This is a genomic window from Embleya hyalina (assembly GCF_003967355.1).
GTDB classification, from domain to species: domain Bacteria; phylum Actinomycetota; class Actinomycetes; order Streptomycetales; family Streptomycetaceae; genus Embleya; species Embleya hyalina.
Map to the genome: position 1 here is coordinate 750,873 of NZ_BIFH01000014.1, position 14,461 is coordinate 765,333.

8 protein-coding genes are annotated in these 14,461 nt (G+C 75.7%); all 8 read left to right on the plus strand.

The annotated features are described in order from the left end of the window. Window positions 1-81 precede the first annotated feature (81 nt). The gene (locus tag EMA17_RS07430; protein WP_126636073.1) at window positions 82-2,169 is read left to right on the plus strand and encodes a putative cobaltochelatase; all 2,088 of its coding nucleotides are present in this window, start codon (window positions 82-84) and stop codon (window positions 2,167-2,169) included. Between the two features lie 337 nt (window positions 2,170-2,506). Continuing rightward, on the plus strand, window positions 2,507-3,121 hold the full coding sequence (gene cobO, locus EMA17_RS07435) for a cob(I)yrinic acid a,c-diamide adenosyltransferase (protein WP_126636074.1): 615 nt from the start codon (window positions 2,507-2,509) through the stop codon (window positions 3,119-3,121). Further along, window positions 3,115-4,518, plus strand: coding sequence for a cobyrinic acid a,c-diamide synthase CobB (locus EMA17_RS07440; RefSeq protein ID WP_218042686.1), 1,404 nt, complete (start codon window positions 3,115-3,117; stop codon window positions 4,516-4,518). The genes cobO and EMA17_RS07440 overlap by 7 nt, the downstream gene beginning before the upstream one ends. Before the next feature lie 118 nt (window positions 4,519-4,636). Beyond that, the gene (gene cbiE / locus EMA17_RS07445; protein ID WP_126636076.1) at window positions 4,637-5,851 is read left to right on the plus strand and encodes a precorrin-6y C5,15-methyltransferase (decarboxylating) subunit CbiE; all 1,215 of its coding nucleotides are present in this window, start codon (window positions 4,637-4,639) and stop codon (window positions 5,849-5,851) included. Next, window positions 5,848-6,354 carry a cobalamin biosynthesis protein gene (locus EMA17_RS07450; RefSeq protein ID WP_246126504.1) on the plus strand — a complete coding sequence of 169 codons (507 nt, stop codon included), beginning with the start codon at window positions 5,848-5,850 and terminating at the stop codon, window positions 6,352-6,354. The genes cbiE and EMA17_RS07450 overlap by 4 nt, the downstream gene beginning before the upstream one ends. A gap of 208 nt (window positions 6,355-6,562) precedes the next feature. Further along, window positions 6,563-7,666: an Rv2231c family histidinol phosphate aminotransferase CobC gene (gene cobC, locus EMA17_RS07455; protein ID WP_246126505.1), complete on the plus strand. Its 1,104-nt coding sequence runs from the start codon at window positions 6,563-6,565 to the stop codon at window positions 7,664-7,666. Beyond that, a complete protein-coding gene (gene cobT / locus EMA17_RS55240; protein WP_281290450.1) occupies window positions 7,663-12,912 on the plus strand; it encodes a nicotinate-nucleotide--dimethylbenzimidazole phosphoribosyltransferase in 5,250 nt (1,749 codons plus the stop codon). Before cobC ends, cobT begins: the two co-directional genes overlap by 4 nt. Before the next feature lie 227 nt (window positions 12,913-13,139). Then, entirely contained in the window at window positions 13,140-14,363 is a 1,224-nt protein-coding gene (gene cobA, locus EMA17_RS07465; protein WP_126636077.1) for a uroporphyrinogen-III C-methyltransferase, read from the plus strand. Window positions 14,364-14,461: the final 98 nt, after the last annotated feature.

A 14,461-nucleotide genomic window follows, 5' to 3' on the forward strand; every position in this document is an offset into this window, starting at 1 on the left:
ACCGATGTTCCCGGCGATGCTCCTACCGATACACACGGCACGGACATCCGATGGCGGATCGACGATGCCGGGCCGGCGCCGATGAGCGCCGCCTACCCGTTCTCCGCCATCGTCGGACTGGCCGACCTGCGCCTGGCCCTGGTGTTGAACGCGGTCTCGCCCGCGGTCGGCGGGGTGCTGGTGCGGGGCGAGAAGGGCACCGCCAAGTCGACCATGGTGCGCGCGCTGGCGAGTCAGCTGCCCGAGGTCGCCGTGGTGCCGGGTTGCCGCTTCTCCTGCGAACCGGTCCGGCCGGACGAGCACTGCCCCGACGGCCCGCACGATCCGGCCGTCGGCGGCGTCTCGCGCGCCGCGCGTCTGGTGGAACTGCCGGTCGGGGCCAGCGAGGACCGGCTGGCCGGCTCGCTGGACATCGAACGGGCGCTCACCGAGGGCGTCAAGGCGTACGAACCCGGGCTGCTGGCCGCCGCGCACCGGGGCGTGTTGTACGTCGACGAGGTCAACCTGCTGCACGACCACCTCGTCGACCTGCTCCTGGACGCGGCGGCGATGGGCACCTCGCATGTGGAGCGCGAGGGGGTGTCCGTGCGGCACGCCGCGCGGTTCCTGCTCGTGGGCACGATGAACCCGGAAGAGGGCGAGCTGCGGCCGCAGTTGCTGGACCGGTTCGGGCTCACCGTGGAGGTGGCGGCGAGCCGGGAGCCGCGCGAGCGGGCCGAGGTGGTGCGGCGCCGGTTGGCCTACGAGGCCGACCCCGACGGGTTCGCGGCGCGGTGGGCGGACGAGGACGCCGCGCTGGCCGGGCGGATTCTGGCGGCTCGGAAGGTGCTGCCCGACGTGCGGTTGCCGGACGCCGAACTGGAGCGGATCGCCCGGGTGTGCGCGTCGTTCGAGGTGGACGGGATGCGGGCGGACCTGGTCACGGCGCGTACCTCGATCGCGCTGGCCGCCTGGCACGGGCGCACCGAGGTCACGGCGGAGGACGTGCGACAGGCCGCGCTGTTGGCGCTGCCGCACCGGCGGCGACGCAACCCGTTCGACGCGCCCGGTCTGGACGAGGCGCTGCTCGACGAGGCGTTGCGGGATCCGGAGGAGCCGGAGCCCGAACCGGAGCCGGAGCCCGAGGGGGACGGGCCGGACGGAGGCGGGGAGCCGCCGGCGGGGTCGGATGGGTCGGAGCGGTCGGACGGTGCGGACCGCTCGGATGGCTCGAATGGCTCGGACAAGGCGGATGGGGCGGGGAGCGAGGGGCCGAAGTCGACCGAGGCGGCGCCGAGTTCGGCGCCCGGTACCGAGGACGCTCCGGTGGCGGGCGCGCCGGCCGGTTCGGACGGTGGGCGGGAGCAGGCCGCGGTGGCGGCGGCCGAGCCGTATCGCACCCGGCTGTTCGCGGTGCCCGGGGTCGGGCAGGGCGCGGCCGGGCGCCGTTCGCGCGCGCGGACCGCGAGCGGGCGTACCACCGGCGCGCAGGTCGCCGCGGGCCGGGTGACCCGGCTGCATGTCGCGGCCACGGTGCGGGCGGCGGCGCTGCACCAGAAGGCGCGCGGACGTACCGGCGCGGGGTTGCTGCTGCGGCGCGCCGATCTGCGTGAGGCGGTCCGTGAGGGGCGCGAGGGCAACCTGGTGCTGTTCGTGGTGGACGCGTCCGGGTCGATGGCGGCGCGCAAGCGCATGCAGGCGGTCAAGGGCGCGGTGTTGTCCCTGCTGCTGGACGCCTATCAGCGGCGGGACAAGGTCGGGCTGGTCACCTTCCGGGGCGCGGGTGCGTCGTTGGCGTTGCCGCCGACGTCGTCGGTGGAGATCGGGGCGGCTCGGCTGGCGGCGTTGCCGACCGGGGGCCGTACGCCGGTGGGGGCCGGACTGTTGCGCGCGCACGAGACGTTGCGGGTGGAGCGGCTGCGCGATCCGTTGCGTCGGCCGCTGCTCGTGGTGGTCACCGACGGGCGGGCCACGGGTGGGCGGGACGCGCTGGGCGAGAGTCGGCGCGCGGCTCGGTTGTTGGCGGCCGGGGGCGTCGCGTCGTTGGTGGTGGACTGTGAGAGCGGTCCGGTGCGGTTGGGCCTGGCGGCCCGGCTTGCGGGGGATCTGGGTGGGCCGGTGGTGACGTTGGACGAACTGGCGGCGGAGGGGTTGGCCGGGTTGGTGCGGGATGTGCGCTCGGTGGCGTGACGTGGGGGGTCCTCATGCGCCGGACGGGCTGGAAGTGGTCGGGCGTGGGTGATGGGGTGGCCCGAGTGCGGGTCCTCAAGCGCCGGACGGGCTGAGAGGTGGGTGGGTTCGGCGGATCGGGTTGCCGGTCTGTTGTGCTTGCCGTGGGTGTCCTCAAGCGCCGGACGGGCTGAGGTTGGTTGCGTTGGGCGGGGCGGGGTGCGGTTTGGCTGGGCTTGCGGTGGGTGTCCTCAGGTGCCGGACGGGCTGAGTTGGTTGTGTCGGGTGGGGTGCGGTTTGGCTGGGGTTGTGGTGGGGGTTCGGGAATGTTGGTTGGGATGGGTGGAGGGAGATCGTTGTGCCGCAGGGTGTTCCCGTGCATGTGCCTGCTGATGGGCTGACTACGCGTCAGCGGCGGAATCGGGCGTTGGTCGTCGTGCATACCGGGGCTGGGAAAGGGAAGTCGACCGCCGCCTTCGGGCTCGCGCTGCGGGGGTGGAATCAGGGGTGGGCGGTCGGGGTGTTCCAGTTCGTGAAGTCGGCCAAGTGGAAGGTCGGCGAGGAGAGTGTGTTGCGCACCCTCGGGCGTCTGCACGCCGAGACCGGGGAGGGTGGGCCGGTCACCTGGCACAAGATGGGTGAGGGCTGGTCCTGGATCCAGCGCGAGGGCACCCAGGAGGACCACGCGGAGGCGGCTCGGCAGGGCTGGGAGCAGATCAAGCGGGACCTGGCCGCGGAGACGTATCGGGTGTACGTGCTCGACGAGTTCACCTACCCGATGAAGTGGGGCTGGGTGGACGTGGACGAGGTGGTCGCGGTGTTGCGGGACCGGCCCGGCAGCCAGCACGTGGTGATCACCGGTCGTGATGCCGATCCGCGTCTGATCGAGGCCGCAGACCTGGTCACCGAGATGACCAAGATCAAGCACCCGATGGACGCCGGGCAAAAGGGCCAGCGGGGCATCGAGTGGTGAGTGCTCCGCCGCGGGTGGTGATCGCCGCGCCCGCCTCCGGGCATGGGAAGACCACCGTGGCCACCGGGCTGATCGCCGCGTTCACCCGGCGTGGCGACGCGGTTTCCGCGCACAAGGTGGGGCCGGACTACATCGACCCCGGGTATCACGCGTTGGCGGCCGGTCGGGTCGGCCGCAACCTCGATCCGTTCCTGGTCGGGGAGGAGCGGATCGGGCCGCTGTTCGCGCACGGCGCGCGCGGGGCCGATCTGGCCGTGATCGAGGGCGTGATGGGGCTGTTCGACGGCGCGGCCGGGCGTGGCGGATACGCCTCCACCGCGCATGTCGCGCGGTTGCTCGGGGCGCCGGTGGTGCTGGTCGTGGACGCGCGGGCGCAGAGCCGTTCGGTGGCCGCGCTCGTGCGCGGGTTCGACACTTTCGAGCCGGCCGTGGGCGTGGCCGGGGTGATCCTGAACCGGGTCGGCTCGGACCGGCACGAGAGCATGCTGCGCGAGGCGCTGGACGAGATCGGCATGCCCGTCCTGGGCGTGCTGCGCCGACACGACTCGATCGCCAAACCCGCCCGGCACCTGGGCCTGGTCCCGGTCGCCGAGCGGCATGCCGACGCGGTGCGCACCGTGGAAGCACTCGGCGAACTGATCGCGCGCAGCGTGGACTTGGCCGCCGTACGGCGGATCGCGGCGGGTGCGGGGGCGCTGCCGGACGCGCCCTGGGACGCGGGCGAGGAGGTCGGCGGCCCGGTTGCCGGGCGGCCGAGAATCGCCCTCGCGGGCGGCTCGGCGTTCAGCTTCGCCTATGCCGAGACCGCCGAACTGCTGAGTGCGGCCGGGGCCGAGGTGGTCACCGTCGATCCGCTGCGCGACGAGCGGTTGCCCGAGGAGACCTCGGGCCTGGTGGTGGGCGGCGGGTTCCCCGAGGTGTACGCCGCCGAGTTGGCGGCGAACGCGACGCTGCGCGCGGACGTGGTGGCGCTGGCCGGGCGCGGCGGGCCGATCGCGGCGGAGTGCGCGGGGTTGCTGTACCTGGCCCGGAGTCTGGACGGTGCGCCGATGTGCGGGGTGTTGGCCGCCGACGCGCGGATGACCGAGCGGTTGACCCTGGGCTATCGCGAGGCGACGGCGGCGCACGACTCGGTGCTCGCGGCGATCGGACGGGTGGTGCGCGGACACGAGTTCCATCGCACCACGCTCACCCCGAGGGCGGGCGGCAGGCCCGCGTGGAGCCTGGGGGAGACGGGCTTCGAGGGGCACGTCGTGGGGTCGGTGCACGCGTCGTACCTGCACACCCATTGGGCGGGCGCGCCGGACCTGGCCCGGCGGTTCGTCGACGCGTGTGTGGCGGCCGCCGGGACGGGTGTGTCCCCGGCGGCCGGGGAGGGAGTCACTCTCGGTGCGTGATCGGCGCAACCTCGGGTGGGGGAGCCGACGTCGTGTCGGGTAACGGGTGCCCGGTCACGGGCGCCGCAGGTCCGCGCGGAGCCTCCCCCGGGGTTCGGCGCGGCGAGGGGGGATGGCCATGGCTGATCGGGTGACCGTGATCGGGTACGACGGCGGGCCGCTGTCGGCGCCGGCCGTCCAGGCGCTGCGGGCGGCGACGTTGGTCGCCGGGCCGGAGCGGGTGTTGGCGGCCGTGGAGGTGCCCGACGGGGCCGAGCGGGTGGTGCTGGGCAACGTGCACGTGGCCGCGCAGCGGATCGGCGCGCATCGGGGCATCGCGGTGGTGCTCGCGATCGGCGATCCCGGCTTCTTCGGGATCGTGCGGCTGTTGCGCCGGCCCGAGTACGGCCTGGAGTTGGAGATCGTGCCCGCGGTGTCCTCGGTCGCCCTGGCGTTCGCCCGGGCGTCGATGGCGTGGGACGACGCCCGCGTGGTCAGCGCGCTGGGGCGGGACGTACGCCGGGCGGCGAACCTGTGCCGGGCGTTCGGCAAGGTCGCCGTGCTCACCGGCTCCGGCGCGGGCCCGGCCGAACTGGCCTCGCTGCTCGCCGACGTGCCGCGCACGTTCGTGATCTGCGAGCGGCTGGGCACCGAGGACGAGGAGATCTCGATGGTCTCCGCGGAGCATGCGGTCGGGCACGAGTGGTCCGACGTGGACGTGGTGATCGTGATCGGTCCGGCGCCGCGCACGGGCGCCGCGGCGGGCTGGTTGGCGGGCGAACGGCCCGGTTTTCCCGGGCCGGTGCGCGGCTGGGCGCTGGCCGAGGAGTCGTACGCGCATCGGGCGGGCGCGATCACCCGCGCCGAGGTGCGCGCGCTCGTGGTGGCCCGACTCGGGCCGCGGCTCGGCGATCTGGTCTGGGACGTCGGCGCGGGCAGCGGTTCGGTCGGCGTGGAGTGCGCGCGGCACGGCGCCGCGGTGGTCGCGATCGAGCAGGACGCGTTCCGGTGCGACCTGATCGCGGAGAACGCCTCCCGGTTCGGCGTCGAGGTGCAGGTGGTGCACGGCAAGGCGCCCGAGGTGCTGGCCCGATTGCCGTTGCCCGACGTGGTGTTCGTCGGCGGGGGCGGGCCCTCGACGCTGGCGGCGTGTGCGGCGCGGCGTCCGGAGCGGATCGTCGCCGGGCTGTCCGAGGTGGACCGGGTGGCGGAGGCGCGTGCGGTGTTGGAGCGGGCGGGGTACACGGTGGACGGCTGTCTGTTGCAGGCCTCGCGATTGTCGGCGCCGAGCGGTGGGGCGCTGGGGTTGGAGCCGGCGCACCCGGTGTTCGTGTTGTGGGGGGATCGTTCTTGACGGGTGATCGGCGAACGGGTGATCCGCGGCCGACCGACGCCCGCGGATCGGCCGACTCCGGGGCGGGCGCCCGGGTGTGGGTGGTCGGGATCGGCGCGGCGAGCGGGGTCGGCGCGGAGGAGGTGCGCGCGAGTGTGTGCGCCGCGTTGGCACGGGCCGGTGCGGCGCGCTCGACGGTGCGCGCGCTGGTGACCGTGGCCGCGCGGGCGCACGAGCCGGGCCTGGTGGCCGGCGCGGCGCTGCTCGCACTGCCGCTGTACGCGCGGTCGGCGGCGGAATTGGCCGAGGTGCCGGTGCCCCATCCGGCCGAGCGGGTCCGGGCGGCGGTCGGCACGTCGAGCGTAGCCGAGGCCGCGGCCCGGCTCGGGCCGGTATCGGGCGCGCCGCTGGGCGAGTTGGTGGTGGCCAAGATGCGCGGCGTGGGGGCGCGTCCGCGCTGTACGGTGGCGATTGCCCGTCACGTGGGGTCGGCGGGTGGTGAAGGGGACCGACAAACGTCGTGATCGGTGCGGGAACGAGCCGACTCGGCGCCGTGGTGGTCGAATTCGCACGGCGAATCGATCGGGAAGTGCTTGCTCGCGATCAACGCCGGGACCCCGGCCGTCGGAGCGGGCACCATCACCACCATCATGGATACGAACGACACGGGCGGGGCAGGGGCACCGGGCGGTGACGCCGGGCAGGGGCACGGGAAGCCGGGAAAGCACGACCATGGGCAATGACGCGATGACGGACCCGGACGGGCCCGCTCCCGAGGATCGGGACGACAGGTCGGGCGCACGCGTGACCCCGGACGTGGACCTGCGCCATCACGGCGACGCGGAGATCGGGCCCGGCCTGGTCGACCTCGCGGTCAACGTGCGGCTCGCGGAGCCGCCGTCGTGGCTGGTGCACCGCCTCGCCACGAGCCTGCGCGACCTGGCCGCCTACCCCGACACCACCCGCGCCCGCGCCGCGATCGCCGCCCGACACCGGCGCCCGGTCGCCGACGTGTTGCCCACGGCGGGCGCCGCCGAGGCGTTCGTACTGCTGGCCCGGACCCTGACCCCTCGGCACGCGGTGGTCGTGCACCCGCAGTTCACCGAGCCCGAGGCGGCGCTGCGAGCCGCCGGGCACCCCGTGGACCGGGTGCTGCTGGACGAGCGCGACGGCTTCGCGCTCGACCCGGCGCGAATCCCCGAATCGGCCGACCTGGTCGTGCTCGGCAATCCCACCAACCCCACCTCGGTGCTGCATCCGGCGACCACGATCGCCGCGCTCGCGCGCCCCGGCCGGATCCTGGTGGTCGACGAGGCGTTCGCCGACACCGTTCCCGGTGAACCCGAAAGCGTGGCCGATCGGCGCGACCTGCCCGGGCTCGTCGTTGTGCGAAGTCTCACGAAAACCTGGGCGTTGGCCGGACTTCGGATCGGTTACGTCCTGGCTTCCCCGGATCTGGTGCGCATCCTCACGGACGCTCAGCCGTTGTGGTCGGTGTCGACACCTGCGCTGATCGCCGCCGAGGCGTGCTGCACGCCGGAGGCGCTGGCGCAGGCGGAGGCGTTGGCCGTTACGCTCGCGGCTGACCGTTCGTACCTCGTGGAGAGACTGCGCACGGTTCCGGGGATGCGGCTACCGGTCGTTCCCCGATCCTCGTTCGTGCTCGCGCGGACCGAGGGGGGCCCAGAGATCCGCAAGCAGCTGAGGGAGCGAGGCTACGCGGTTCGGCGGGCCGACACCTTTCCGGGCCTGGGCCCGGATTGGCTTCGGATCGCGGTGCGGGATCGTGCCACGACGCTGGCCTTCGCGGCTGCCCTGGAAGGAGTAGTTCGATGAGCGAAGCCGACGAGCGCCGACCTGCCGGGGAGGGCGTGGGCCCTGCCCCCGCCGGGCACGCCGCCGGCACCGGCCCGGTCGGGGAACCGGCCGGTCCGTATCCGTACGACGATCTGGACGACGAGGACTCGCTGTTGATGCCCGGCCCGCAGGCCGGTTGGGCCGACCCGAACGTACCGACGGCCCCCGGGATGTCGCTGGCCGACCGCATGGTCGCCGCCGGTGAGGACGCCTCGGGACAGGTCCCGGTACCGCCGGTCGAGCAGACGTACGACGCTGTGCCCGGCCCGCAGTCCGGCATGTTCGCCGCGATGATCATCGACGAGCCCGAACTGCCGGAGACCTACGTCGAGCCGGCCGCGCCCATGACGGCCGGTCAGATTCCGTATCCGCCCGGTCCCATGACGCCGCATCAGGAAGTCCCGCAGCCGGTGCAGGGGTTCGGCGCGGGTGCGTACGAGCCGGCGCAGGGTGTCGCCCAGCCGTACCCGGTGCCCGCGCAGGCTCCGGGTGGGGCGGTGCCGGGCACGGCCGAGGCGGCTTCGGGCGGGCCGGGCGCGGGTGCGCCCGTGCCGGTTCCGCCGCAGGCGGTGCCCATGGTGCCGCCGCCGCTCGCACCGCAGTTCGTGCCGCCGGGTGCGGTCGTGGGCGAGTACGCGCCGGCCTCCGGGCCGGCGGCCGGCGCGGTGCCGGTGGGCCCGGGCGTGGTCGGCGGTGCGGTCGGGCAGGCGCCCGGCGGTGCGCCGGTCGGTGCCTCCGGGAACGCCGAAGCGGTGCCCGCCGTCAGTGGTGGTCGGTTGCGACAGCGGGTGCGGGCGGCGCAGAGCGTGGAGCAGGTGCCGGGGCAGCCGGAGACGGTACAGGTGCCCGCGGCGCCGGATCGGCCGCAGGCGCAGCCGGTGGTTCAGGCCCAGGTGCCCGAGCAGCCCGTGGGTGGGACCCCGGTCGACACGCCGCCGTTCCCGGTGGCCGCCGCCGTGCCGCAGCGCACGACGCTGCCGCCGCGCCGGCAGCGTCGGGTGGGCCGCGGCCCGGTGCCGCAGCAGACCGGGCCGCACAGCGGTGCGCATCCCGTGGGCGACGCGGTGAACACCGGCATCCCCGCACAGGTTCCGGCGGCGCAGACGCCGTTGGCGGTGCCGGTGGTGCCGCCGCCGGTCGCGCCGCGGCAGGCGGCCTCGGCAGGGGCGCCGTCGGTCGAGCAGGGTGTGCCGGTGCCGGCCGAGGGTGCCGTGGCGTCGGCCGCGCCCGTCGAGCAGGTCGAACAGGCGGTGCCGGTCGAGTCCGTGCCGCCGGTCGCGCCGGCCGCTCCCGTGCAGGGGGTGACCGCGCCGGCCATACCGCAACCGTTGCCCGGTGTGCCGACGCAGGCGGCGCCGCCGAGGTTCGTACAGGCCGCGCCGGACGCGGTCGCGAGTGCCTTGGCGGAAGGCGCTCCGGCGGTCCCGCCGACGCCGACCCCCGCGCCGGACGCGATCGCGAGTGTGCCGGCGGAGGGCGCTCCGGCGGTCGCGCTGACGCCGACCGCCGAGCCGGTCCCGGCATCCGCGCCGACGCCCACGCCGGATGCCGGGGTCGCGGCGCCGGCCGTCGCATCGCCGCCGGCGGGTGTCGAATCGCCCGCGCCCGAGCAGGCGCCGGTCGCGCAGCCGCCGGCCCCCGTCGTGCCCGAGGGCACCGGTGGGCGTCGGCGGCGTCCGGAGCGCGCGGCCGAGGCGGCCGAGCAGGGGGCAACCCCCGCCGCCACGCCGATCGGGCCGGTGGCGCCGCCGGAGCCGGCGGCCGCGAACGAGGTGGCGGAGGCGGCGGTCGCCGCTGCGCCGAGCCCGGCCGCGCAGCCGGTTCCGGCTCCCGCCGGGCCGGTCGCGACGCCCGCGGAGGCGGCGGCCGAGACCGTGGTCTTGCCCGCGGGTGGTGTGGTCGGCGAGCAGCCGGCGGCGCCGGTACGGGTGCCGGCGCAGGAGTCGTCGCCCGCCGTGGTTCCCGCGCCCGATGCGCCCGCGCCGGTGGAGCAGCCGGTCGAGTCGGCAACGGTGGTTGCGGAAGCACCGGTTGCGGAGAACGTGCCGGCTTCGGACGTGGGGCGGGAGGCACCCGTCGCGGTGCCCGCCGCGCGTGCGCCGGTCGAGTCCGCCGCACCGGCGGGACCGGTCGCCGAGGCTTCGGTGGACGCGCCGAGTGCGCCGGTGGTGGCTGCCGCCGCGCCGGACGCGCGGGTTGTCGCGGCTGCGGACGCGCCCGTGGCGGTGGCCGCCGCGCCGGATGCGCAGGCCGCACCGGCGGATGTCGCGGCTGCGGCCGGGGTGCGGGCGGTGCCCGATTCGGGTGCCGTCGCGACCGTGCCCGCCGGTTCCGACGCGCAGGCGGTGCCGGTTGCCGGGGCGCCGGCGGATGTGCCGGTGCCGGCCCCCGTCGCGGAGGCGGAGGCCGCCGAGGCCGCGGCGGGTGTGTCCGCGGTGACGCAGGCCGGGCCCGAGGGCGCCGAGGCGGCGGCCGAGCCGGCTGCGGAGGGTGTCCCGGCCGATGCGGTCGCCGCGCCCGTGGTGCGGGCGCCGGTCGGTGCGGAGGGGGCGGGCGCACCGGTTGCGGCCGCCGGTTCCGAGGCGGGCGCGGTGGCGGGCGCGGTTTCCGAGGCGGCGCCCGGCGGGGCGGACGCGGCGCAGGCCGCACCGGCTCCCGAGGCGCCGGCGAGTGTGCCCGTCGGGTCGGATGCTCCGGCTCCGGCTCCGGCGGCGAACGTGCCGGACGTGCCGGACGTGCAGGCGGCTTCGGCCGTCGGGCCCGAGGCTTCCGGGGCTTTGGCGAGTGCGCCGGATGTACCCGGCGGAGACGGTGCGGTGGCGCCCGTCGCCGCGAGTGTGCCCGCCGATGCGGCCGGCGCCGACGTGCCCGCCGCCGCGAGTGGGCCGGTCGAGGTGCCGGCCGCCGGGGTCGCTCCGGTGCGTGAGGCCGGGCCGACCACACGGGCCATCGCGGCGGAGCTCCTCGCCGAGGAGGTACCCGTCGAACAGCCGCCCGCGACGGCCCCCGAGCCCGTCGCGGAGCCGGCCGAGGCCGAATCCGGCGCCGGCGTCACGCCGGCGGTTCCCCGTACGTCCGACGAAGGCTCCGCCATGCACGGCCCCCAGGTCACCCCCACCGCCGACGCCGACCGGCAGCCGCAACCCGCGGCCGCCGCCGGGACCGGCGAGATCCCCAGGATTCCGCCGCCGCCGGCCGAGCCCGTCGGCGTGGTCGAGGCGACCCCGCAGCCGGATGCGGCGGGCGGGGCCGAGGGCACGCCGGAGCCGGCGACCGCGGGCGCGCAGGCGTCGGCGACGGCCGAGACCGTGCTGCTGCCCACCACTGCCGCGGAGCCGGCGACCGCCCAGGCGGCGCAGCCGGCCGAGCCGGTGCCGGCGCGGGCCGCGGCGACCCCGGTGGCGGCCGAGGTCGCCGAGGGCGCGGAGGGTGCCGAGGGCGCGGAGGCGGAGGTCGCCGAGGAGGAGGTGCCCGAGGTCGATCGTGGCCCCGCCGCCCCCGGCTACGACGACGCGGCGCGCGAGGCGGTGCACCGCGTCATGCGCGAGCGGCGCGACGTGCGGGCCGGGTTCCGGCCCGACCCGGTGCCGGACGACGTGCTGGTCCGGGTCCTCGAGGCGGCGCACGCGGCGCCCAGCGTGGGCTATTCGCAGCCGTGGGACTTCGTGGTGATCCGTTCCGAGGAGACCCGGGTCACCGTCCAGGAACTGGCCCAGCGCCAGCGGGAGGCGTACGCCACCTCGCTGCCCAAGGCCCGGGCCAAGCAGTTCCTGGAGATCAAGGTCGAGGCGATCCTGGAGACGCCGGTCAACATCGTGGTGACCGTGGACGCCACGCGTGGCGGTCGGCACACCCTCGGCCGGCACACCCAGCCGCAGATGGGCCCCTACTCCAGCGCGCTCGCGGTGGAGAACCTGTGGCTCGCCGCCCGGGCCGAGGGCCTGGGCGTCGGCTGGGTGAGCTTCTTCGACGAGCGCGAGTTGGCCACGGCGCTCGGGCTGCCGGAGCACATCGACGTGGTGGCGTACCTGTGCGTCGGCTACGTGGACGCCTTCCCCGACGAGCCGGAGCTGGCCACCTCGGGCTGGGCCAGGGCCCGGCCGCTGTCGTGGGTGGTGCACGAGGAGACCTACGGTCGGCGCGGCCTGCCCGGCGAGGAGCCGGTCAGCCTGCTCGACGAGACGCTCCAGTCGGTGCGTCCGCTCGACGCCAAGGCGCTCGGCGCGGCGTGGGAGCACCAGCGGAACATGACCAAGCCGCCGGGCTCGCTGGGCATCCTGGAGACGATCGGCGCGCAGCTGTCCGGGCTGGCCCGGACGTTCCCGCCGCCGATCCCGGAGCCCGCGGCCGTCGCGGTGTTCGCCGGCGACCACGGGGTGCACGCGCAGGGCGTGTCGCCGTGGCCGCAGGAGGTCACCGCGCAGATGGTGGGCAACTTCCTCGCGGGCGGCGCGGTGGTCAACGCGTTCGCCAAGCAGATCGGTGTCGAGGTGTGCGTCGTCGACGTCGGCGTCGCCACCGAACTGCCGGACGCCACCGGACTGCTCCCGCGCCGGATCCGGCCGGGCACCGCCGACATGACCCAGGGCCCCGCGATGACCCGCGAGGAGGCGATCGCCGCCATCGAGGTCGGCATCGAAACCGCGCGGGACCTGGTCACCGCGGGCAACCGGGGTCTGCTCACCGGCGACATGGGGATCGCGAACACGACCGCCTCCGCCGCGCTGATCTCGGTGTTCACCGGGGCCGACGTGGCCGAGGTGACGGGTCGCGGCACCGGGATCGACGACGCCACGCACCGGCGCAAGATCGAGGTGGTCAGGGCGGCGCTCGCGCGGCACGAACCCGACCCCGGTGACCCGATCGGCGTACTGGCCGCGATCGGCGGCCTGGAGCACGCGGCGATCGCCGGCTACATCATCGGCGCGGCGGCCCTGCGCGTCCCGGTCGTGCTCGACGGCGTGATCGCCGGCGCGGCGGCGCTGGTCGCGCAGGCGATCGCGCCGGAGGCGGTGCAGGCATGCGTCGCCGGGCACCGGTCGGCCGAGCCGGGGCACGCGGCGGCGTTGGCGAAGTTGTCGCTGCGTCCGCTGGTCGAGTTGGAGATGCGGCTCGGCGAGGGTACCGGCGCGGTGTTGGCCCTGCCGCTGGTGCAGAGCGCGGTGCGCGTACTGCACGATGTGGCCACGTTCGACTCGGCGGGAGTCAGCGGCAAGACCGACTGATATCGACTGATACCGACTGGTTCGGCTATTTTTCGAGTCCGCCCGCAGCAGCAGAGGGGCACCTCGGCCACGATGGAGTGGCAGAGGTGCCCTTTCCGCGCGGTGAAACGCGGTGACCGGGAGCGGCCGGCCGGTTCCGGCCGGTTCCCGGGACACCGCGGAGCACCACAGACCCACCGAGCACCGCGTATGCGGAGCGCCCCGCCCCACCCGGAAAAGTGAGAACGATGTCCCGACTTCCTGGTCCCCCCGCCTACCCCGCCGGCCTGCGCCTCGAGGGCCGGCGTGTCGTCGTGGTCGGCGCCGGTACGGTCGCCCAGCGTCGCCTGCCCGCGCTGCTCGACGCCGGCGCGGACGTGCTCGTGGTCGCCCCCGAGGCGACGCCCGCGGTCGAGGGCATGGCGAGCGGCGGCGAACTGCGCTGGGCCCGGCGGGCCTATGCGCCGGGCGATCTGGACGGGGCGTGGTACGCGCTGGCCGCGACCGATGTCGCCGAGGTCAACGAGGCGGTGGCGGCCGACGCCGAGGCGCGGCGGGTGTTCTGCGTGCGCTGCGACGACGCCTCGCAGGCCAGCGCCTGGACGCCGGCCAGCGGGCGACACGACGGGCTGACCGTGGCGGTGTTGGCGGGGGGCGACCCGCGGCGGGCGGCGGGGGTGCGGGATCGCATCGTCGAGGGTCTGCACGACGGGTCGCTGGCCGCGCGCAAGGAGCGTCCGAACGGGGTGCTGCCGGGGGTGGCGCTGGTCGGCGGCGGTCCGGGCGATCCGGACCTGATCACCGTGCGCGGGCGGCGACTGCTGGCGGAGGCCGACGTGGTGATCGCGGACCGGCTCGGGCCGCGGGCGCTGCTCGGCGAGTTGCCGCCGCATGTCGAGGTGGTCGACGCGGCGAAGATCCCGTACGGGCGGGCGATGGCCCAGGAGGCGATCAACGACGCGATGATCACGCACGCGAAGGCGGGGCGCTTCGTGGTGCGGCTCAAGGGCGGCGACAACTATGTCTTCGGGCGGGGCTTCGAGGAGGCGCTGGCCTGCGCGGAGGCGGGTGTGCCGTGTCAGGTGGTGCCGGGGATCACCAGTGCGATCTCGGTGCCGGCGATAGCCGGCATCCCGGTCACCCACCGGGGTGTGGCGCACGAGTTCGCGGTCGTGTCGGGGCACGTCGCGCCGGAGGACCCTCGGTCGCTGGTGGACTGGGCGGCGTTGGCGCGGCTGCGCGGGACGCTGGTGTTGCTGATGGCGGTGGAGCGGCTGGGGCCGATCACGGCGGCGCTGGTGGCGCACGGCCGAGCGGGTACGACTCCCGTCGCGGTGATCCAGGAGGGCACGATGGCCACGCAGCGGGTCCTGCGCACGTCGCTGGGCGCGGCGGCGGCGGACGTGGTCGCGGCGGGGATCCGCCCGCCGGCGATCGTGGTCATCGGCGACGTGGTCGCGCTCACACGCTAGCGCCTGGCCTCGGGGCGGTTGGCCTCGTCCGGGCGTGGTCGGCCGGTCCTCACGCGCGCCGGACGGGCTGGGGCGGTCTCGCGTCGAGTGGTCGCGGC